We start from the raw sequence: 18,823 nt of genomic DNA, 5'->3' as shown, positions 1-18,823 counted from the left end.
ACTCCTGGTCAGGGCGTGCTGACCGCGGGGCGCTGCTGCGGCTCGGCGGCCGGCGGAGCGGCGGCCTCGGCCTCTGGGGGCTCCATACGATCCAGCCGCAGTCTGGTGTGCAGCCGGCGCAACGGGCCGGGGGCCCACCAGTTGGCGCCACCGAGCAGTGCCATCAGGGACGGCACCAGCAGCGCGCGGACGAGAGTCGCGTCGACGAACACGGCGAACGCGGTGCCGAGGCCCAGCTCCTGGACGAAGACCAGCCGGGACAGCGCGAGGGCGCCCACCGCGAGGCAGAACAGGGCCGCCGCGGAGGTGACGACGGGCCCGGTCCTGGCCAGTCCGTCGGCGACCGCCTCGCGGTCGTCCAGGCCCGCGGCCCTGCCCTCCTTGATCCGGCCGAGGAGGAAGACGTTGTAGTCCGTGGACAGACCGAAGGCGAGGGCGAAGACGAGGACCGGGGTGGTCGCCTCGATGCCGTTCTGGGCGGTGAAGCCGAGGTTGCCGTACTGGAAGACCCAGACCAGGAACCCGAGGGCGGCGCCGGTGGACAGCGTGTTCATCAGCAGCGCCTTGAACGGCAGCAGCACCGAGCCGGAGAAGGCGAACAGCAGGAGCAGGGTGACCACGGCGAGGACGGTGGCGGCGAGCGGGATCTTGTCGCCGATGCCGGCCTTCTGGGCGAGGAAGTCCGCGGTCACACCGGTGTGGCGGACGGGGAAGGGCGCCGCGAGGTCCTGTACGTCGGCCGCCGCGCCCTTGGCCGCGGTGCCGAGCGGGGCGCCGCTCAGCACGGCGTCGACCTCCCAGTGCCGGTCGTCGAGGCGGAAGGGCGTGCCGACGGACTCCACGCCCTCGACGGCGCCGACCTTCTCGGCGTACGCCGTGAGCTCGGCGCCGCCGGCCGGGGTGTCCAGGACGATCTGCAGCGGCGAGGCGGGCGGTTCGGCGAAGTCCTGCTCCAGGGCCCGGGAGACCTGGCCCGCGCTGGTCGAGGCGGGCAGCGTCGAGGGGTCGGCGCCGGTGAACTTCAGGTCGGCCGCCGGCGCGGCGACCAGCAGCAGCACAGCCGTCGCGGCCACCGCGATCACGGCGGGCCGGCGCATCACCGCGGACGCGACGCGGTGCCAGCGGTCGCCGGCCGCCTGGTGCGCCGTACTGTCGCGCTGCCAGCGGCGCGGCGCCAGGGAGTTGACCCGGCGGCCGAGGACGGCCAGCAGCGCGGGCAGCCCGATCAGGGCGAACAGGGCCGCCGAGACGACGGTGATGACCCCTGCGAGGCCCATGGACCGGAGATAGGGGTGCGGGAAGACGATGATCGCCGCCAGTGCCGCGGCCACCGTCAGCGAGCTGAAGAACACGGTGCGGCCGGCGCTCGCCACCGTGCGCCGGACCGCCTCGCGGCCGGGTCCGTGGACGGCGAGTTCCTCCCGGTAGCGGGAGACCATCAGCAGCCCGAAATCGACCGACAGGCCAAGCCCCAGGGCGAAGGCGAGGTTGAGGGCGCCCGTGGAGACGTTCATGAACTCCGTGGCGAGTCGCAGCCCGGCCAGGGTGAGCAGCAGCGAGACCACCGCGCCGAGCAGCGGCACCAGGGCCGCCACCACGCCCCGGAACACCAGGAAGAGCAGGATGAGGATGAACGGCAGCGCCAGGGTCTCCGCCTTGGCCAGGTCCACGTTGGAGACCTCGGCGACCTGGACGTGCCCCGGTGTCGCGCCGCCGAGCCAGGTACGGCCCTTCAGCGCCGCGTTGCCCTCGATCGCCTCCTGCATCTCCTTCTCGGCGTCGACGGTGGCCTTCTCCTTCATGGGCCCGACCGTGCCGAGGATCACCGTGCTGCGGGCATCCTCGGAGACCAGCGTCGGATTCGAGGCCGAGGCGTAGTCGACGACCTGCTCGACCTCGGGCCGCTCGCGCAGCAGGGCGACCGCCGCGGCCACCGGGGCGGGCGGCGCGGCCTTCGGGTCGATCGGGGCGTCGGTGCGGACGAGGATCGCGTACCCCTGCTGGGCGTCGACTCCCGTGGCCTGCTGGATGATGCGGCGGGCCGCGACGTTGGCGCCGCCGGGATCGTCGTAGTCGGACAGCCCGTTGGTGAGCCGGCTGTCGACCGTGCCGCCGAACACGGCGGCCAGGACCGCCGCGAGGGCGGCCAGTAACAGGCTGATGCGCCGCCGCTCATGCAGGGCGGCGCCCAGGGCAGAGAACATGGATCGTCACCTTCCGTCGGTACGACGAGGGTCGCGGCGGACGCTTTAGCCCCGCTGAAGTGGACTCCTTCGGTCGAGCTGACGGGACGCGCTCGGCGCCGCGCGCTTTAGCCCTGCTGAAGGCCATGGCCGCAGACTCGGGCACGACTGCGCCGGCCGGTCCGGGCGGTCGGCCAACGCGGCGACGGGAGACCGAAGTTGATCGACAACATGTTCGTGATTGACGCCACCGTGCACCCGTACAACGTGGCGGACGCCAATCTGCGCAAGGACGGCGAGTTCCCGAACCTGCACGCCTTCGCGCTGCGCGAGATGCTCTGGGGCATGCACGAGCGGTTCGCCACCGAGGGTTCCCGGATCCCGCGTGAGGTGTTCTGCACCGACTGGCCGCCGGAGCTCCTCGCCTGGACCCTGTTCACCGAGTCCGACGTCGACATGGCGGTCAACCACCGGCTGCGCATCGACGCCGTCTTCGAGGACGGTCTGTGCAACGGCGAGAAGAACCAGGTACTCGCCGAGAAGTGGCCGCGGCGGATCGTCCCGTATGCCGGCATCAACCCCGCGCTGGGCATCGAGTCCTGTCTGCGCGACCTGCGCGAGCAGGTGGCCCGGGTGCCGGGCACGATCGGCATCAAGATGTACCCCAACGCCGGTTCGCCCGACCTCAGTTGGCGCCTGGACGATCCCGAGTTCAACCCGCTGTTCGAGCTCGCGAAGGAGCTCGGCATAAAGATCATCGCGCTGCACAAGATCGTGCCCAACGGCCTGGTGCCGCTGGGTCCGTTCGGCATCGACGACCTCGAGACGGTCGCCATCCGCCACATCGACCTCTCCTTCGAGATCGTGCACGCCGGGCTCCCCCCGTTCGTGGAGGAGGTCGCCATGGCGCTGATGCGACTGCCCAACGTCTACGCGAACCTGGAGATCACCTCCGCCATCCTGGCGCACGGCATGGGGTACGTGGAGGAGGCACTGGCCCAGCTGATCTCGCTCGGCGGCGCGGAGAAGATCATCTACGCCTCCGGTGCTCTGCACTTCCACCCGCAGCCGGTGCTGGAGAAGATGGCCCGGCTCACCTTCTCCGACCGGATCCTGGAGCGCTACGGCCTCGAGCAGATCACCCGGGAGCAGCGCGCCGCCTTCCTCGCCGGCAACTACGCGCGCATCGCCGGCATCGACCTGGCCGCGGCCGCCGAAGCCGTCAAGGACGACGAGTTCACCCGCGCCCGCACCGAGTACGGCGGCAACCGGCCGATGTGGTCGTACTGGCGCGAGTCGCAGCCCGAGCTGTGGGCGGCGGCGGGCGGGGTGGCGGCATGAGCGGCGCGCGGCCCCTGCCAGAGGGGGTGCGGACGGCGCTGGGCGAGGTGTACGACCCCTGCAGCCAGTCCTGGCAGCGCCCGATGAGCCTCGTCGACCTCGGCCTCGTACGGGAGGTGACGGTGGGCGACGACGGCCGGGCCACCGTCCGGATCAGCCTGACCGCCCCGTTCTGCATGGCGGTGCCGGTCATCATGCAGTCCGTCGAGGCGAAGGTGGGCGCGGTCGAGGGCGTCACGGGCGTGACCGTCGAACTGGACGGCGCCACCCTCTGGAGCCCGGACCTGATGACCGACAAGGGCCGCGACCTGCTGTCCACGGCCCGCACGGAGGACCGCCGCACCCTCCCACTGGCCGCGACGGACGCCCCCTAGGGCAACCACCACCGCGGCCCCACCGGCCGGTCGGGCACTCCCTGAGGGAACGAGGGGTGGGAGTGCCCGGCCGTCGCCATGTGGGCGGGTTCCGGCGGCGCAACGCCGGGCCGGGGCCGCTCCCGGGGTGACGTGCCGGGGCTCCCGCGGCAAACGCGGCGGCCGTCCGGTGGAGGGCGACCCCAACGGGATGCGGCCGCCCTACGGCACGAGCGGCGATCTCGCCTGTACGGCCGGTCCGACGAGCCTGACGGCATGGGCTGCGGCTTACGGCACCGTTGCCGGGAGCGTCATGGCGCACGGCCAGGGCCCGGGGCCGTCGCAGCCGCTCCGCCCCCGGAAGCCGCGACTACAACCCCGCCGCCCGGCCCCCGCCCCGACGCAAGTGAACGACGTCGAGAACTCCATGCCCAGAGCGACCGCCCCGCGGCCCGCGCGGCAGCCCCGTACGGCGTGCGGCCGTTCCCACGGCACGCAGTGCCCGGGCCCGCAGCCGTCGCGGCCGCCCCCGCTCCCCGGAAGCCGCGACTACAACCCTGCCCCCACCGCCGTCGCCGTCGCCGGAACGCCCGGCTCGCGGCCGCCCCGGCGCATGTGGGCGAAGTCGAGGACCTGGTCGGTGAGGATGTCGAGGCGGCGGGTGGTGCGGGGGTCGTGACAGGTGTCGTCGGGGGTGAACTCCGTGCCGGCCTGGACGACCACGCCCATCGGGACCGTCCAGCCGCGCAGCGCCTGCGCGGAGGTGCGCAGGGCGGAGAGCGCGGCGGCGCCGGCCACCTCGTTCCAGGCCACGGTGAGGCAGCCGACCGAGCGTCCGTCCAGGTAGCCGTCGGCCGCCAGGGCCTCGGTGTGGTCCAGGGCGTTCTTCAGCAGCCCGGACATGCCGCCGTGGTAGGTCGGGCTGGCCAGCACGACGCCGTCCGCGCCGTGCAGCGCGGCGAGCAGGTGGCGCTCGCCGACGGTGCGGGCGCCCGAGTCCGGGTCGTACGGGGGCAGGATCAGCTCGGGACCGCGGACCACGGTGACCTCGGCGCCCGCCCGGCGGGCCCGGGCCGCGCAGTACTTCAGGGCGGCCTCGGAGACCGAGCCGGAACGCAACGAGCCGCCGACGGCGGCGATGCGGATCGGACGCATGACAACTCCGTTATCGTCGAGGGGATTTGCCCCGGTCCACGAACCCGCGGCCCGGTCACAGCCGCGCGGCCGCCGCATCGGCCGCCCGTGCCCCGCTGAGCACGCAGGCGTCGGCGAGCAGCCCCCGCGGGCCCACCCAGTCCCCGGCGACGAAGACACCCGGGTGGTCGTCCAGACGGACTCCGGGACGGCCGGCGAGACCTCCGGTGCGGGCCTCGGGCACCGCCGTCATCGTGGTGATCCGGGGCAGGAAGCGTTCGTGGACGAGTACCTCGCGCCAGCCCGGCTGGCACAGGTCGAGCAGTTCGTGGAGCCGTTTGCGGACCTCGGTCGCGCCGAGGCCGCCGCCGTCGTCGTAGCGGGCCAGGTGGAGGACCGCACCGCCGTCCGGGGCAAGCCGGGCGGTGCGCGAGAAGACGGACAGGTACAGCGGCTCGTCGACGCCGAAGACGAGCGTGCGGCGCGGGTCGGGCAGTCGGCTGAGGGCCACGTCGAGGCAGGCCGTGTGCAGTGAGTTGCCGCCGTCCCCGGTGTCGGGCTGCCCGGCCGGGTCCAGCAACCGGCCCGCCGAGCGCCGCGACAATCCCGCCAGCACCACCGACCGGGCCCGGATGCCCTGCCCGTCGGCGGTGGTGACCCTCGGCCGGGCCCCGCCCTCGACCGCCGTGACCCGGCTGCCGGTGCGCAGCGCCACGCCCAGGGCGCGGGCGCGGGCCAGCAGGGCGTCGACGACCGTGCGCCAGCCGCCGTCGACATATCCCACGCCGCGCCGCACCTCGGCGAAGTGCGCGGCCAGCGCGTTCGCGTCGATCATCTCGGGGCGGCCGGTGTAGGAGCTGATGCGCAGTACGGCGAAGGCGGCCTCGCGGGCCCGTTCGGTGGGCAGCCGGTCGGCGAGCCACTGCGCGGCGTTGGTGCCGGCCAGTGACCGGTGGCCGCGGGACAGGGCCAACAGGCGTGCCACGGCGAGCCGTTCGCGCGGCGACAGCAGCCTGGTGCGCAGCAACGGGCCGGGGGCCGCGTACCCGGGGTGCAGGGCGCCGTCGCGCAGGGCGAGGGCGGTCGAGAGGTCGGGTTCGCGGGCCGGGACGCGGATGCCGAGGGCGCCCAGTTCGGCCCGGGTGGTGTGGTAGAGGGCGCGCGGTCCGAGGCCCAGGCGGTAGCCCTGGTGGTCCGTAGTGCGGGCCCGGCCACCCGGCTCGCCGCCCGATTCGAGCAGCAGGACCCGACCGGGCCCGGTGGCCCGGGCCAGCCGGACGGCCGTGACGAGGCCGGTGAGACCGGCCCCGACGACCACGGCGTCGGTCGGCTCGTCGGCCCGCCCGGTCATGCCGCGCCGGCCCCGGGCAGGATGAACGGGAAGCCGTGCGAGTCGAGTTCAAGCGCCGCGTCGGTGACCGCGGTGACCAGCGCGTCCAGGTCCTCGGGGCTGTGCGCGCCGCCGGTGAACAGCATCGGCAGGCTGAGGGTGTAGAAGCCGCGGCGGCGCAGCATGAGGGTCAGCAGGAAGAAGGCGATCGGATTGACCGCGCCCGCGAACGAGCGGTAGTCGTCGTAGCTCTCCTGCTCCAGGAAGCCGAAGGAGCCGATGAAGTCGCCGAATCCGACGAGCCTCAGCGGGATGCCGGTCCCGGTCCGGAAGGCGGCGAGGCGTTCCTGGACGCCGGCGACCTTGGCCCGGGTCTCGGTGTAGTAGGTGTCGCGCCGCTCGTGCAGCAGCCGCAGGCTCGCGTACGAGGCGCACAGCGCGAGGTGGTTGCCGGCGTGGGTGGTCTGTACGCAGGTCTTGTGGCCGATGTCGGTCAGCGCCAGGCCGGAGGTCTGGGTGTGGTCGAGCAGCGCGGCCTTCCCGCCCACCGCGGACAGCGGGATGCCGAGGCCGCTGATGACCTTGCCGTAGCAGTACAGGTCGGCCTCGATGCCGAAGTACTCGGCGGCGCCGCCGGGGCCGTAGCGGAAGCCGGTGAGCACCTCGTCGAGGATGAACGGCACGCGCAGCGTCCGGCAGCGCTCGGAGACGGCCTTCAGGAGCGGGACGGTGTGCTCGGCGAACGGGAAGGACGACGAGACGGCCTCGGTCAGGACGCAGGCCAGCTCGTCCTTGTGACGTTCGATCAGTTCCAGGGCGCGTACGGGGTCGTTGGGGAGCACAAGCAGGTCGCGCGGGTCGGCGGTCGGGACACCGGTGAGCGCGGACTGCCGTTCGATGCCGCCGTCGGGGGCGCTGCCGGGGAAGGGGGTCGTGGGGTGGCCGTGGTACCAGAAGGCGGTGTTGTGCATGCCGAGGTCGTGCACGCCGTGCAGGGAGCCCTCGAACTTGGCGACCATCCGGCGGCCGGTGTGTGCCCGGGCGAGCCTGATGGCGGCGGCGGTGGCGTCGGTGCCGGAGTTGAGGAACGCGAACTTCTCGCAGTGCGGGACGAACTCCCCGAGCAGATTGACGAGTTGGGCCTCGACCGGGGTGCAGTAGCCGTTGCCGGTGGTGGTGGCGAGCTGCTCGCGGACGAACTCCACGACCGGTTCGGGGCTGTGTCCGTGCAGCGCCTGCGCGCCGAAGCCGAGGTGGCAGTCGGTGTACGTGTTGCCGTCGACGTCGAGAATGCGGCTGCCGTGCGCCTCGGTCACCATCAGCGGGAACTGGGGCGAGTGGAAGGGCCAGAAGACGTGCGAGGCGGCGTCGCGGGCGCGCAGCCGCTCGGTGGCGGCGGCCGAGCCCTTCTGACGCTCGGCGAGCTCGGTGAACAGGTCGATGAGCCACTGCTGGGACAGCAGATCGGCGACCAGTGACTCAATGGGCGCCGCGGGAGCGGCAGTTGTCGTCATCGTCAGCTCCAAGGAGGCGGAAAGACCGGGTCACACAGGCACTCAGCGCGGCTTGGTCGCGCGGAGTACGCCGTAGCGCATCACGTCGCGTTCGTACGCCTGCTTCATCAGCGGTACGGAGTTGAGGAAGCGGAAGATGTCCATGCCCTTGGCGCGGACCAGCCGCCAGATGACGGAGGGGTCGCGGACCACCGGCTTGACGATGTCGGTGGACAGCTTCCAGGTGTCCCACACGCGGGGTGACCAGTCGGCGGTGCGGATGTCGGTGAGGCCGAGGCCGGCCGCCAGGTCGCGGTAGGCGTCGAGGGGCAGGACGTGGGAGACCACGAAGTCGCGGTAGATGCGGTGCAGCAGCCGGGTCTCGTCGGGAGCGAGGCGGTCGTCGCGGGCGCACCAGGTGGCGGCCAGGAGGGTGCCGCCCGGCTTGAGCACCCGTCGGCACTCGGCGAGGAACGCCTGCTTGTCCGGCATCAGTTCGCAGCTCTCCAGCGCCCAGACCACGTCGAAGGTGTCGTCCGGGTAGTCGGTGTGCATGGCGTCGACCAGCCGGAACCGGGTGCGGTCGGTGACCTTGGCCTCCGCGGCCTTGGCCTCGGCGCGGGAGATCTGCTCGGCGCTGATGGTGATGCCGTCCACCGTGCAGCCGAGCGCTCCGGCGAGGTGGACGGCGGAGGCGCCGATGCCGCAGCCGGCGTCGAGGACACGGGCGCCCTCGGGCACCGGACCGAAGGCGATCAGCTCCTCGACCAGCCGCACCTGGGCGGCATGCCGGCCGGGGTCGGGCTCGCCCTCGGCCCAGTACCCGTGGTGGATGTGCTCGCCCCACAAGTCCTCGTACAGGTCGATCAGTCCGTCGTAGTGGTCCTTGATCGCCGCGGTGAGGTCCGGGGTGGACCAGCGCGGTTCGAGTGCACTCGTCGTCATGGCGGGATGTCCCATCGGGATCGTCGGGGTCAGGGATTCAGAAGCGGACGAGCGCCGACTCCATGGTCAGCCCGGGCCCGAACGCCATGAGCACGGCGTGCTCGCCGGGCGCGGGCCGGGCCTCGCGCAGGATCCGGTCGAGGATCAGCAGGATGGTGGCGGAGGAGCAGTTGCCGTGCTCGGCGAGCACGGCCCGGGACGGGGCGAGCTGGTCGGGCGTGAGGTCGAGCTTCTCGCCGACGAAGTCGATGATCTTCGGGCCGCCGGGGTGGACGCCCCAGTGCCCTATGTCGCCGACGTCGAGGCCGTGCGGGGCGAGCAGCCGTTTGACGAACGGCTCGATGCTCTCGGCCAGGTAGAACGGAACGTACGGCGAGAGCGTCATCCGGAACGCGTCGTCCTCGATGTGCCAGCTCATCGCGTGGGTGGTCTCGGGGTGGGTCTCGGTGTGGGTGCCGAGGAACACCGGCCCGGGTCCGCCGTCGTCGGCGCCCAGCAGCGTCATGGCGCCGGCGTCCCCGAACAGCGCGTTGACGACGGCCTGTTCGGCCGTGTACTCGGGGCGCAGATGGACGGAGCAGACCTCGGCCGATCCGGCCAGGGCCAGTTCGCCGGGGCGTGCGGCGAGGGCGTCGAAGGCGGCCTTGAGGACGTTGAACGCGGCATTGCAGCCCATGTGCCCGATGAAGGTGCGCCTGAGGTCCTGGCGCAGGCCGAACTCCTTCGCGAGCAGGATGTCGGGGGTGGGGCCCGCGTATCCGGTGCAGCTGGCGAACACGAACGTGCCGATGTGTTCGCGGAGTTCGGCCGCGTCGAGCACCCCGCCGACCGTCCGGCGGCTCATGGCGAGGACGTTCTCCTCCCATGCGGCCATGCGCGGCTTGATGGGCGGAAAGCCGTCGGCGTAGGCGGTGCGAGGGTCCCAGGCCATGTGCCGCCGGGACACCCCGGATCCGCGGAAGATCTCCTCGGCCTGGGGCACGTCCTGGAACACCGCGCGGTAGTACTCGTCGAAGGCGCTCTGCTGGGGTACGACGGTGTCGGGCGCGGCGGTGCGCAGCGCCAGCAGCTTCGCCACTCCGCGGGCCGTTGTGCTGCCGGCGGCGGGGGCCTCGGTCAGGGTCGCCCGGGAGTCGGTCATCCCGTCGCCCCCGACTCGACGCGCTCCTTGATGGCGGCGAGGAAGCCCTCGGTGACCTGGTCGCTCTGCTGCCGGGCGAAGGGTTCGACGAGCGGCAGGACGACGGGCGCGATGTCGACGTCGGCCTCCGAGCGGGTGTCGATCTCCAGGTAGGTGGTGCCGGTCTCGTTGCCCGGGGCGGTGCGGAACTCGCCCCAGGAGCGGAAGTTGTGCTCACCGACCGGTTCCCAGCGGATCCGGGCCGGATCGGTCGCGTCGAAGCGGGTGCGGTGGTCGGGGGTGTGGCTGACGGCGCCGTTGGAGATGGTGGCCAGCACGTAGTGGTAGACGTCGTTGCCCTCGGCGGTGAGGCTTTCCACGCCGGGCATCAGCAGGCCGCAGCCCACCACGTCGAGCAACAGCGCGCGGACGGCGGCCGGTTCGGCCTTCACTTCGGTGCCGGCCACGCTGGCGGAGCGTATGGAGACCATGGCTGTCCTGTTCTTCACGGAGTGCACGAGGTGCTTCGTTTGACGGCGTGGCCGATGTAGCTGGCCGAGAGGTCGCCGGTGAGGGTGAACTCGCCCAGGCGGCGGTGGCGCAGCAGCCCGGGCAGCAGCGCCGGCAGGGGGCGGGCGGGGCCCAGGCCGTGGGTGTCTTCCAGGAGCAGCCCGGCGTCGTGGAGCAGGCCGCGCAGCTCGGTCGGACGGATGAACATCTTCCAGTTGTGCGTGCCCGGTTTGATGATGCCGAGCAGCTTCTCGGCGACCAGGATGAGCAGCAGGTAGCTGCGGACCGTCCGGTTGACAGTGTCGAAGAGGAGCACGCCGCCGGGGGCGAGCAGCCGGTCGATCTCGGCCAGCGCGGTGGGCAAGTCGTGGAAGTGCTCCAGCACGTCGGAGGCGACGACCGCCTCGGCGCAGCCGTCCGGCAGTCCGGTGCCGTAGGCGGAGCCGACCAGGTAGGTGACGTCGACGCCGGAGGCGGCCGCGTGCCGCCGGGCGGCGGCGACGGTGCCGGCGGACAGGTCGATGCCGGTGACCCGGTAGCCGCGGGCGGCAAGGTTCTCGGCGACGAGGCCGCCGCCGCAGCCCAGGTCGACGACGCGGACGGTGCCGGCGGGGCGATCGGGGTAACGGGCCTTGAGGACGCGGTCGAAGTAGCCGGTGCGGGCCGGGTTCATCTCGTGCAGGGCGCGCAGCGGGCCCTCGGTGTTCCACCAGTCGTCGCCGACCTTGTTGTAGTACTCGTTGTCGATCGGCACCTGGCCGGGGTCCAGCGCGCCGGTGCGGCCGGACGCGGTCGTCGAGGATGCTGAGGTCGCCATCACACCCACCTCGGGGTCTCGACCGGGCTGATGCCCAGGGTCGCCTTGCCGATGAACTCCCGGGCCATGTCGTTGGTGAAGGGCAGCAGCGGGCCCGCCTTGACGTCCCGCCAGATCTGGCCGATGCGGGAACCCTCCCGGATGCCGGAGCCGCCGATGACCTCGAAGGCGGTGGCGACGACGTGCTCCGCCTCGTTGGTGATGTAGTACTTCGGTACGCAGGTGTCGGCGACGAACGCGGGCAGGTCCTCGCCCGGGTCCACGTGCCGGGTGGCGTACTCGGTCAGCAGGGCGTCCATGGTGGCCAGCGAGGACCGCATGCGGGCGACCGCGAACTGGATACCGGGCAGCCGCGCGAGATCGGCGACAGCAGTCGTGGACCGGCCCCGGGTGCGCTCGACCGCCAGCTCGTACGCCCGCTCGGCGAGCCCGAGGAACACGGCCGCGAAGCAGTAATGGCCCCACTGTTGACGGGCCATCACGAACAGCGGGGTCAGTCCGTCGGGGAAGACGGAGTCGTCGGCCTCGACGCGCAGGGAATCCAGCTTCAGCGAGTGGGAGCCGGTCATCGGCAGGGCGAAGCCGCTCCAGCGGGACGCGACCTCGATCCCGGCCCCCGCCTCCGGCTTCTCGACGAAGAAGGCGGCGAGGTTGAAGGGCGGTTCGAGGTGGTCGTCGTCGAGACCGGCGGTGACCACCAGGTGGGTGGCGGCGTCGTAGCCGGTGGCGAAGTGCTTGAGCCCGTCCAGGACGAAGCCGTCCGGGACGCGGCGGGCGGTCGTGGAGGGCCGTACCCAGTTGCCGCCGGAGCCCTCGTCGGTGAACGGCCCGACGATGAACGCCCCGTCGCGCACCGCACCGAACATCCGCTCGCGCACGGCCACGCTGAGGTCACTGCGCATCGAGCCGGTCAGGACGGCGTGGATGGCGAGGGTGAACGCGGTGGAGCCGCAGCCGCCGGCGATGATACGCAGCAGGCGGGTGTTCTCCTCCAGGGTGGCCTCGAAACCGCCCATATCGCGGGGTACGTTGACGGCGGTGATCCCGGAGTCGACCAGGTCGCGGATGTTCTGGGCGACGAACTCCCCGGCGTCGTAGGCCTCTTGGGACCGCGCCTCGAAGCGCCGCGCGAGATCGCGGGCGGTGTCCTGCAACTCGGTCCAGCGGGCCGCTCGTTCGCGCCCCTGGTCCGGCTCCTTTCCCTGTACTGCTTCTTCCTGTACCGCTTCTTCATGTACTGCGGTGGCCATGGTGCTCAGCCCTCCCAGCGGGGTTCGGCGAAGACCGGCACTCCGAGCGCGTGCTTGCCCGCCCACTCGGCGGTCACGTCGGGGTTCGGCGGGACGAGCAGCCCGGCCACCACGTCCCGGTAGGCGCGCTGCAGCGGATGCCCGGACAGCAGGGCGGAGCCGCCCTGGACCTGCATCGCGAGCCCGACCACCTCGTGGGCGAGGCGGCACACACTGTTCTTCATCACGCTCATCTCGATGTAGTGGCCGAGCGGATCCTCGGCGATCGCGGTGTCGTGGTCGGCGCGTACGGCCTGGTACAGGTGGGCCTCGGCGGCCGCGAGCCGGGTCCTCATCTCGGCCACCCGGAACTGCACGCCGGGCAGGTGGGCCACGGTCCGGTCCAGCACGTGCAGAGTGCGGCCGCGCTGCTCGCGTACGACCTGTTCCAGGGCACCGCGGGCGATGCCGAGGAAGACGGAGGCGAAGCTGCACCAGGCCCAGTGGACGCCCTGCATGAACATCAGCGGGAGGGCGCCCGGCCGGCCGACCATGTCCTCTGCGGGGACGAACAGGTCGTCGAGGAGCAGCGAGTGACTGCCGGTGGCGCGCATGCCGGCCGCGTCCCACTCGGCGGTGACGGTGACGCCGCGCTCCGGCTTGAGGACGAGGAAGCCGACCGGCTCGGGCAGTCCGCGGTCGTCGGTGCGGGCGGCGGACAGGAACAGCAGGTCCGCGGCCGGATACCCGGTGAAGAAGCCCTTGCGGCCGTTGAGCACGTACCCGCCCTCGACGGGTTCGGCCTTGGTGGTCGGGTGCCACCAGTTGCCGCCCACGCCGGGTTCGCTGAAGCCGCCCGCGATGACCGAGCCGCGGTGGGCGATGGCGTCGTAGGCACGCTCGGCTGCGTCGCCGCCGATGCCGGCGATCATGGCGATGCCGTGGACGTGCATGTTGACGGCGAAGGCGGTGCTCGCGCAGCCGGTGGCGAGCGTCTCCTGCGCCCGGCACAGCTCCTCCAGGCCCGCTCCCCCGCCGCCGTGCTCGCGCGGCACGGTCATCGCGGTGTAGCCGGAGTCCACGAGTTCACGGATGTTCTCGTGCGGGAAGCTGCCGGCCGTGTCGTGCTCGGCGGCCCGGCCGGCGAACCGCTCGGCCAGCTCGGCGGCCAGCGCGACGAAGTCCGTGCGCGCGGGCGCGTCCTGGGTGAGGGTCATCGTGTGCTCCCCGCCACCAGGGGCCGTTCCTCGGGCACTGCCAGGGCGAGGTAGCGGACGAGGCTGCCGACGGTGTCGCCCTCGGCGCGGGTCGCCATGGCAAGCCAGTCCGCGATCTCGACCTCTCCGTACACCTCCCGGACGCGCTCGAAGAGTTCGGCCAGCTCCACCGAGTCCAGGCCGAGGTCGCCGGTGAGCCGCGAGCGCTCGGTGACCTGCCGGCCCGCGGTCTCGGGGCGTACGGCGACGAGTTGCTCGATCAGGGTCGTCATGAAGGCTTGCGTCCGGTCGTCCTGCACATCCACTCCTGGAAGCCGTTGGGAAACCGCTGCCTACGGGTGCGGCGCCTTCGGCCATGCTGGCGGCGGGGGCTGTAGCGGCGGTTGCGCGAAGGCCTGCGGCGCCGGAGCGAGGGTGCGGATGCGGCGCGGGGGGTGCGGATGCGGCGCGGAGTCGGCGGGTGTTCGGCCAGCGCGGTCGAGGGGCGAGGCAGCGAGCAGGGCGGGCAGGGGCCGGGGCCCGTCGTCGGGCTCCCGCCATCCGCCCGGAAGAGGGCGGGGCCCGGCCGGTTGCCAAGTTCCGGCGCGGGGACGGTCATATGCCACGCTCCATCCGCCCCGGAGGAGGGCGCCCGGCCGGTTGCCGAGGCCCGGCACGGAGTCGGCGTGTACCACATTCCAACCGCCCCGAAGAGGGCGGGCCCCGGCCGGATGCCCAGGCCCGGCACGGGGGCGGCCGCGCGGCTCCTGGCCCGGGACGCGCGGACGGGCGGGGCGCGCCCGTGTCAACGGTCTGCGTCCCGCCCGTTCCGATGGATCGTCAGGCGGCTGCCTGGGTGGCCCGGCACCGCTCGATCAGTGCCCACAGCGTGGCCGGTGTGTCGAAGACACCGGGGAGCAGGTCCTCGTCGGGGATGCTGATGCCGTACGTGTTCTCCACGCGGATCAGCACCTCGACCATCGCGAGGGAGTCGAGGCCGACCGACTTCAGGCCGGCGTCCGGCTGGACGGCGTCCTGTTCGGCGAGCCTCGGCAGCACCTCCTTCAGCAGACTCTCGTACGACTCGTCCCACCGCTCACTCATGTCAGCTCCTCGCTGCCGTACCTGTCGTACCTGCCGTTGCTTCCGTGACTGCCGTCACCGCACTGTGTTCGCCGGCCGCCGGAACCTGGTGGCGGTGCAGGGCCAGGCGGGTGGCGGAGACCACCTCCCCGCCGTCGACCAGGACCTCGGCCGGGGCACGGTGGCCGAGGAAGCCGAGCAGGCTGGCCGTGAGGCCGTACGCGCCGACATTGGGGAAGGCGAGCACGGTGCCTGGCCGCAGCCCGGGGATCTCGACGGCCCGGCCCAGCAGGTCGGCCGGGGTGCACAGCGGCCCGGCCAGCGTCACACGCTGCGGTTCGCCCTCGCCCCCGCCCAACGGCCTGGCCTTCATCGGCAGCAGGCGGCCGAGGCCGGACAGCCCGCCGAGGTGGTTCACGCCGGCGTCCAGCACCGCGAACCGCGTGCCCTTGCTGTCCTTCACATCGGTGACCGTCGTCAGCAACGTGCCGCTGTCGCCGACGAGATGGCGCCCGGACTCGAAGGCGACCACCGGCGCCCCGGTCCGCCAGCCGGGCAGCGAGGCGTCCAGCGCCTCGGTGACGGCGGCCCGCAGCCCGGGATAGCGGGGCCGTTCGCCGGGCACCGCGTACGGCGCCGCGAAGCCGCCGCCGAGGTCCACCAGGCGCAGGTCGAGACCGAGTTCGTCGCGCAGTTCGGCGGCGGTGCGGATGCTCTGGACGATCTCGGCGACCAGGCCCGCCTCATCGCGCGCGTTGGTCAGCGGGAAGAAGTGCAAGCCCGCCACCCGGGTGCCGGGCACCCGCAGCCGCGCGGGCGCGGAGAGCAGCACGTCGAGGTCGAAGCCGAACTGCGAGGCGCTGCCCGTCATCCGCAGTCCGGCGTCGCCCGGCGCGCCGGCCGCGTTGATCCGCAGCACGCAGTCCGCGGTCACTCGGTGCGCGACGCCCGCCGCGCCGATCCGCTCCAGGTCGCCGAACGACTCGACGGAGAAGGCCCGTACGCCCTGCGCCACCGCCTCGTCCAGCTCCCCCGGCGTCTTGCCGGGCCCCGAGTACAGCAGCTCTCCCGCCACGCAGCCCGCCTCCAGCGCGGCGGTCAGCTCGCCCCGCGAGGTGATCTCGGCGCGTGCGCCCGCCCGCACCAGCTCGGCGACCAGGCCGGGGTGCGGATTGGCCTTGAGCGAGTAGTAGATGCGGGCGCCCTCGGGCAGGGCGGCGGCGAGGTCCCCGTACGCCTGCCGGACACGGCCCAGGTCATGGACGTACAAGGGACTGCCGTACGTGGCGAGCAGCCGCTCGAAGTGTTCGTCGGCTCGCCGCTCGACGTGCTCCTCAGCTGCGTCAGCTGCCACCGTCGGCCTCCTCCAGCATGGCCCTGAGGCGCTTGCGGTCGGTCTTGCCGTTGGCGGTCAGCGGCAGTGCTGGCAGCACCTGGCACTCATCCGGCACCTTGGCCGCCTCCAGGCGCTCGGCCAGCCGGGCCAGCACCTGCTCGGCCGACGGATCGCCGACCGTGAACAGCACCATGTCCCGCCCGCCTTCGGGCACGAGCAGCGCGGCCTCCCGCACACCCTCGACGTCCAGGGCGGCGGCCTCGATCTCAATGGCGCTCATGCGCAGCCCGCGTCGCTTGAACAGGTCGTCGCGGCGGCCCTGGAAGTAGAGGTGGCCGTCCTTGTCGAGCCAGCCGTAGTCGCCGGTATGCAGGGTGACCCGGCCGTCCGGGCCGGTGCGGAAGCGCAGGGCGGTGGGCTCGGGGGCGCGCCAGTACCCGGCCATGACGTGCGGTCCGCGGACGGCGATCTCGCCGATCTCCGTCGGCGGCAGCGGCCTGCCGTCGTCGTCGAGCACCAGGATCTCGGTGCCCGGCAGCGCGGGGCCGACCGAGCCGGGCCTGGCGAGGTCGCCGTCCGGCTCCAGGATGGTCATCCGCTTGCACTCGGTGGTACCGAACATGGGCGCCACCCGCGCGCCCGGGAAGCGTTCCCGCAGCTGGGCGATGAGCGGGGCGTTGAGGGCGGCGCCGGTGTTGGTGAACAGGCGCACCTTCGTAGGCCGCCCGTCCCGGGCCGTGAGCCGGACCAGGAGCTCGCCGAGCGAGGGCACCAGCGGCACCACGGTGGCGCCGTGGTCGCGGGCGTAGCCGAGCAGCCGGGCGTGTTCGTCGGCGTCGGAGAGCAGCAGTTCGGCTCCGGCCAGCGCGCACAGCAGGGCCTGGTAGAGGCCGTAGTCGAAGGAGAGCGGCACCGCGGTGAGGACCACGTCGTCCTGCCGGTAGCGCAGGCGGGTCTCGATCGCGCGGGCGGCGAAGGCGACCGGGGCGTGCGGGCAGGCCACCGCCTTGGGGGCGGAGGTGCTGCCGGAGGTGTAGATGAGCAGGGCGAGCCGGTCGGCGGGGACCGGGCGGGCCGGGCCCACGGGAGTGTCGGCCGGGGTGAAGTCGAAGTCGTCGACGGTCAGGACGGCCGTGTCGGCGGGCCAGGGCACGCCGTCGGCGGCGGTGGCCTCGGCCGGGGTGGTCACGATCAGGGCGGGTTCGGCGTCGGCGAGTACGGACGTGAGGTGGTAGGCCTTCATGGCGGGGCTGACCGGCACGAAGGTGGCGCCGTGCCGCCAGGTGCCGTAGAGCAGCGCGAGGAACTCGCAGGCGCTGCCGGTCCGGGCGAGCACCCGGTCGCCCGGCCGGATCCCGAGGGCGGCCAGGCGCTGTTCGACAGCGCGGGCGGCCGCGTCGAGGTGGCCGTAGCTCCAGGCCTTGTCGCGGTCGCGGACGGCAGGCGCCGCCGGCCACAGGGCGGCGGCCCGGCCGAGGAAGACCTCGGCCGCGTTCTCGACGGCGCTGTCGACGAAGGTGGCGGTGGACAGCGCGGGGCTGGTGGGGGTGGCGAAAGTGGTCACGACGTCTCCGGGGGTTCGGTTCCGTAGTGCGGCTCCTCGGTGATCTCGACGACGGCGCAGGTGCAGGTGAAGCCGGAGCCGCCGCCGACGAGCAGCACCTTGTCCCCGGCGTGCACCGCGCCGCTCGTCACGAGGTGGTCGAGGCCGGCCGCCTGGTCGCCGGCCCCGAGGTGGCCGGCCTGTCGGGCGAAGTCCCAGCTGGACTTGGCGAGCGGGATGCCGAACAGCGTCTCGACCTGCCAGTCCATGCGGCTGCGCCCGCTGGCGGGCACGACCACGCGGGCGACGGACTCCATGTCGGTGTCCGCGTCCGCCAGCGCCCGGGCCACGGCCCGCTTCACGACGCCGGCCAGCCGCTCGGTCGCGCTGCGCAGCCGGCGCGGGTCCTTGGCGTAGTGGCCGAGGCGGCCCGCCAGGTCCAGGGGTTCGGCCGTCGGGCCCGGCTGGAAGCCCGTGCCCCGGACCACGGCCTCCAGGGAGTTGTCCGCCTCGGTGGCGGTGGACAGCAGCCGGGCGAAGCCGCCGCGGCGGGACAGCAGCAGCGCCGTGCCGCCGTCGGCGTAGACGAAGCCGGGCTCGCTGCTCCAGCGGTGGATCATCGGTGCGCCGAACCGGTCGGCGGAGGTGACGACGGCGGCCGCGGTGGGCGGCCCGGACGCCAGGTGCCGGGCCGCGAGTTCCAGGGCGGCGAGGCCCGCGTTGCACTCCTGCCGCAGGCCGAACGACGGGACGTCGTGGCTCACGGCATGACCGGCGACGTAGGAGGCAGCCGGCCACATCTCCACGCCCTGGAACCAGATGCAGGTGTGCACCAGCAGTTCCACGTCACCGGCGTCGAGTCCGGAGCGCTTGAGCGCGGTGGTGGCCGCCTGGACGGCCATGTCCGGCGGGGCGCTGTCCTCGCTCGCGACCCGCACCGAGACCAGGTCGTCGGCGGCGCACTGCTCCGGGTCGTAATGGCCGTCCTCCACCGCTGACTGCGCGGTGACGGGCTCGGGGAGCCAGACCCCCGTACCCGCCACGTGTACGCCTTCCCAGCGCATAGATCTCCCATCGTCGCCTCGTCGATGCCGCCATCCGCCGGTACGAGTACGCATGCGTGACCGCACCCGGGATGCGCCTGCCGGGCATGCTCCGGATCCGGGCTTTGGCGCGGCTAAATCCCCTGGAATGGGGCCGGAGGTACGGG

17 protein-coding genes are annotated in these 18,823 nt (G+C 72.9%); 2 read left to right on the top strand and 15 right to left on the bottom strand.

All coding sequences use genetic code 11. The annotated features are described in order from the left end of the window. Positions 1-8 precede the first annotated feature (8 nt). Positions 9-2,204 carry an MMPL family transporter gene (locus tag IEZ21_RS38605; protein WP_189326496.1) on the bottom strand — a complete coding sequence of 732 codons (2,196 nt, stop codon included), beginning with the start codon at positions 2,202-2,204 and terminating at the stop codon, positions 9-11. A 210-nt stretch (positions 2,205-2,414) separates the two neighbouring features. Between IEZ21_RS38605 and IEZ21_RS38600 the strand changes: the two genes are divergently transcribed. Together IEZ21_RS38600 and IEZ21_RS38595 are read left to right on the top strand one after the other, a co-directional pair. Then, positions 2,415-3,524 carry an amidohydrolase family protein gene (locus IEZ21_RS38600; RefSeq protein ID WP_189326495.1) on the top strand — a complete coding sequence of 370 codons (1,110 nt, stop codon included), beginning with the start codon at positions 2,415-2,417 and terminating at the stop codon, positions 3,522-3,524. Continuing rightward, entirely contained in the window at positions 3,521-3,898 is a 378-nt protein-coding gene (locus IEZ21_RS38595; RefSeq protein WP_189326494.1) for a metal-sulfur cluster assembly factor, read from the top strand. Before IEZ21_RS38600 ends, IEZ21_RS38595 begins: the two co-directional genes overlap by 4 nt. 528 nt (positions 3,899-4,426) lie before the next feature. Here the strand turns inward: IEZ21_RS38595 and IEZ21_RS38590 are convergent. From IEZ21_RS38590 to IEZ21_RS38525, 14 genes are all read right to left on the bottom strand, one after another. Further along, a complete protein-coding gene (locus IEZ21_RS38590) occupies positions 4,427-5,032 on the bottom strand; it encodes an NADPH-dependent FMN reductase (RefSeq protein ID WP_189326493.1) in 606 nt (201 codons plus the stop codon). Positions 5,033-5,087: 55 nt separating this feature from the next. Then, positions 5,088-6,362, bottom strand: coding sequence for a phytoene desaturase family protein (locus tag IEZ21_RS38585; protein WP_189326492.1), 1,275 nt, complete (start codon positions 6,360-6,362; stop codon positions 5,088-5,090). Beyond that, the gene (locus tag IEZ21_RS38580; RefSeq protein ID WP_189326491.1) at positions 6,359-7,855 is read right to left on the bottom strand and encodes an aminotransferase class III-fold pyridoxal phosphate-dependent enzyme; all 1,497 of its coding nucleotides are present in this window, start codon (positions 7,853-7,855) and stop codon (positions 6,359-6,361) included. The genes IEZ21_RS38585 and IEZ21_RS38580 overlap by 4 nt, the downstream gene beginning before the upstream one ends. Before the next feature lie 42 nt (positions 7,856-7,897). After that, on the bottom strand, positions 7,898-8,779 hold the full coding sequence (locus IEZ21_RS38575; protein ID WP_189326490.1) for a methyltransferase domain-containing protein: 882 nt from the start codon (positions 8,777-8,779) through the stop codon (positions 7,898-7,900). Positions 8,780-8,816: 37 nt separating this feature from the next. Next, a complete protein-coding gene (locus tag IEZ21_RS38570; protein WP_189326489.1) occupies positions 8,817-9,920 on the bottom strand; it encodes a type III polyketide synthase in 1,104 nt (367 codons plus the stop codon). After that, on the bottom strand, positions 9,917-10,366 hold the full coding sequence (locus IEZ21_RS38565) for an SRPBCC family protein (protein WP_189326488.1): 450 nt from the start codon (positions 10,364-10,366) through the stop codon (positions 9,917-9,919). Before IEZ21_RS38565 ends, IEZ21_RS38570 begins: the two co-directional genes overlap by 4 nt. Before the next feature lie 38 nt (positions 10,367-10,404). Further along, positions 10,405-11,226: a bifunctional 2-polyprenyl-6-hydroxyphenol methylase/3-demethylubiquinol 3-O-methyltransferase UbiG gene (ubiG, locus tag IEZ21_RS38560; protein WP_189326487.1), complete on the bottom strand. Its 822-nt coding sequence runs from the start codon at positions 11,224-11,226 to the stop codon at positions 10,405-10,407. Next, a complete protein-coding gene (locus IEZ21_RS38555) occupies positions 11,226-12,476 on the bottom strand; it encodes an acyl-CoA dehydrogenase family protein (protein WP_189326486.1) in 1,251 nt (416 codons plus the stop codon). Before IEZ21_RS38555 ends, ubiG begins: the two co-directional genes overlap by 1 nt. A gap of 5 nt (positions 12,477-12,481) precedes the next feature. After that, positions 12,482-13,672 (bottom strand): acyl-CoA dehydrogenase family protein, encoded by a 1,191-nt coding sequence (locus IEZ21_RS38550; RefSeq protein ID WP_189326485.1) that lies wholly within the window; start codon positions 13,670-13,672, stop codon positions 12,482-12,484. Next, positions 13,669-13,944: an acyl carrier protein gene (locus IEZ21_RS38545; protein ID WP_189326484.1), complete on the bottom strand. Its 276-nt coding sequence runs from the start codon at positions 13,942-13,944 to the stop codon at positions 13,669-13,671. The genes IEZ21_RS38550 and IEZ21_RS38545 overlap by 4 nt, the downstream gene beginning before the upstream one ends. A gap of 547 nt (positions 13,945-14,491) precedes the next feature. Next, positions 14,492-14,755 (bottom strand): acyl carrier protein, encoded by a 264-nt coding sequence (locus tag IEZ21_RS38540; protein WP_189326483.1) that lies wholly within the window; start codon positions 14,753-14,755, stop codon positions 14,492-14,494. 1 nt (position 14,756) lies between these two features. Beyond that, complete coding sequence (locus IEZ21_RS38535) at positions 14,757-16,088, bottom strand: type III PLP-dependent enzyme domain-containing protein (RefSeq protein ID WP_246568591.1); 1,332 nt, start codon at positions 16,086-16,088, stop codon at positions 14,757-14,759. Next, positions 16,078-17,634 carry a class I adenylate-forming enzyme family protein gene (locus IEZ21_RS38530; RefSeq protein WP_189326482.1) on the bottom strand — a complete coding sequence of 519 codons (1,557 nt, stop codon included), beginning with the start codon at positions 17,632-17,634 and terminating at the stop codon, positions 16,078-16,080. Before IEZ21_RS38530 ends, IEZ21_RS38535 begins: the two co-directional genes overlap by 11 nt. Continuing rightward, positions 17,631-18,656 carry a ketoacyl-ACP synthase III family protein gene (locus IEZ21_RS38525; RefSeq protein WP_308429687.1) on the bottom strand — a complete coding sequence of 342 codons (1,026 nt, stop codon included), beginning with the start codon at positions 18,654-18,656 and terminating at the stop codon, positions 17,631-17,633. Before IEZ21_RS38525 ends, IEZ21_RS38530 begins: the two co-directional genes overlap by 4 nt. Positions 18,657-18,823: the final 167 nt, after the last annotated feature.

This window comes from Streptomyces flaveus, assembly GCF_014647675.1.
Classification (GTDB): Bacteria; Actinomycetota; Actinomycetes; order Streptomycetales; family Streptomycetaceae; genus Streptomyces; species Streptomyces flaveus.
The sequence above is the reverse complement of the archived record's forward strand: the minus strand, read 5'-3'. Positions and strand labels throughout refer to the sequence as shown.

Excerpts from the sequence above, each read along its gene's own strand:
- IEZ21_RS38540 (WP_189326483.1), bottom strand. The coding sequence starts at position 14,755 with ATGAGTGAGCGGTGGGACGAGTCGTACGAGAGTCTGCTGAAGGAGGTG.
- IEZ21_RS38595 (WP_189326494.1), top strand. The coding sequence starts at position 3,521 with ATGAGCGGCGCGCGGCCCCTGCCAGAGGGGGTGCGGACGGCGCTGGGC.
- IEZ21_RS38600 (WP_189326495.1), top strand. The coding sequence starts at position 2,415 with ATGTTCGTGATTGACGCCACCGTGCACCCGTACAACGTGGCGGACGCC.
- ubiG (WP_189326487.1), bottom strand. The coding sequence starts at position 11,226 with ATGGCGACCTCAGCATCCTCGACGACCGCGTCCGGCCGCACCGGCGCG.
- IEZ21_RS38545 (WP_189326484.1), bottom strand. The coding sequence starts at position 13,944 with ATGACGACCCTGATCGAGCAACTCGTCGCCGTACGCCCCGAGACCGCG.
- IEZ21_RS38590 (WP_189326493.1), bottom strand. The coding sequence starts at position 5,032 with ATGCGTCCGATCCGCATCGCCGCCGTCGGCGGCTCGTTGCGTTCCGGC.
- IEZ21_RS38575 (WP_189326490.1), bottom strand. The coding sequence starts at position 8,779 with ATGACGACGAGTGCACTCGAACCGCGCTGGTCCACCCCGGACCTCACC.
- IEZ21_RS38550 (WP_189326485.1), bottom strand. The coding sequence starts at position 13,672 with ATGACCCTCACCCAGGACGCGCCCGCGCGCACGGACTTCGTCGCGCTG.
- IEZ21_RS38555 (WP_189326486.1), bottom strand. The coding sequence starts at position 12,476 with ATGGCCACCGCAGTACATGAAGAAGCGGTACAGGAAGAAGCAGTACAG.
- IEZ21_RS38585 (WP_189326492.1), bottom strand. The coding sequence starts at position 6,362 with ATGACCGGGCGGGCCGACGAGCCGACCGACGCCGTGGTCGTCGGGGCC.
- IEZ21_RS38580 (WP_189326491.1), bottom strand. The coding sequence starts at position 7,855 with ATGACGACAACTGCCGCTCCCGCGGCGCCCATTGAGTCACTGGTCGCC.
- IEZ21_RS38605 (WP_189326496.1), bottom strand. The coding sequence starts at position 2,204 with ATGTTCTCTGCCCTGGGCGCCGCCCTGCATGAGCGGCGGCGCATCAGC.
- IEZ21_RS38570 (WP_189326489.1), bottom strand. The coding sequence starts at position 9,920 with ATGACCGACTCCCGGGCGACCCTGACCGAGGCCCCCGCCGCCGGCAGC.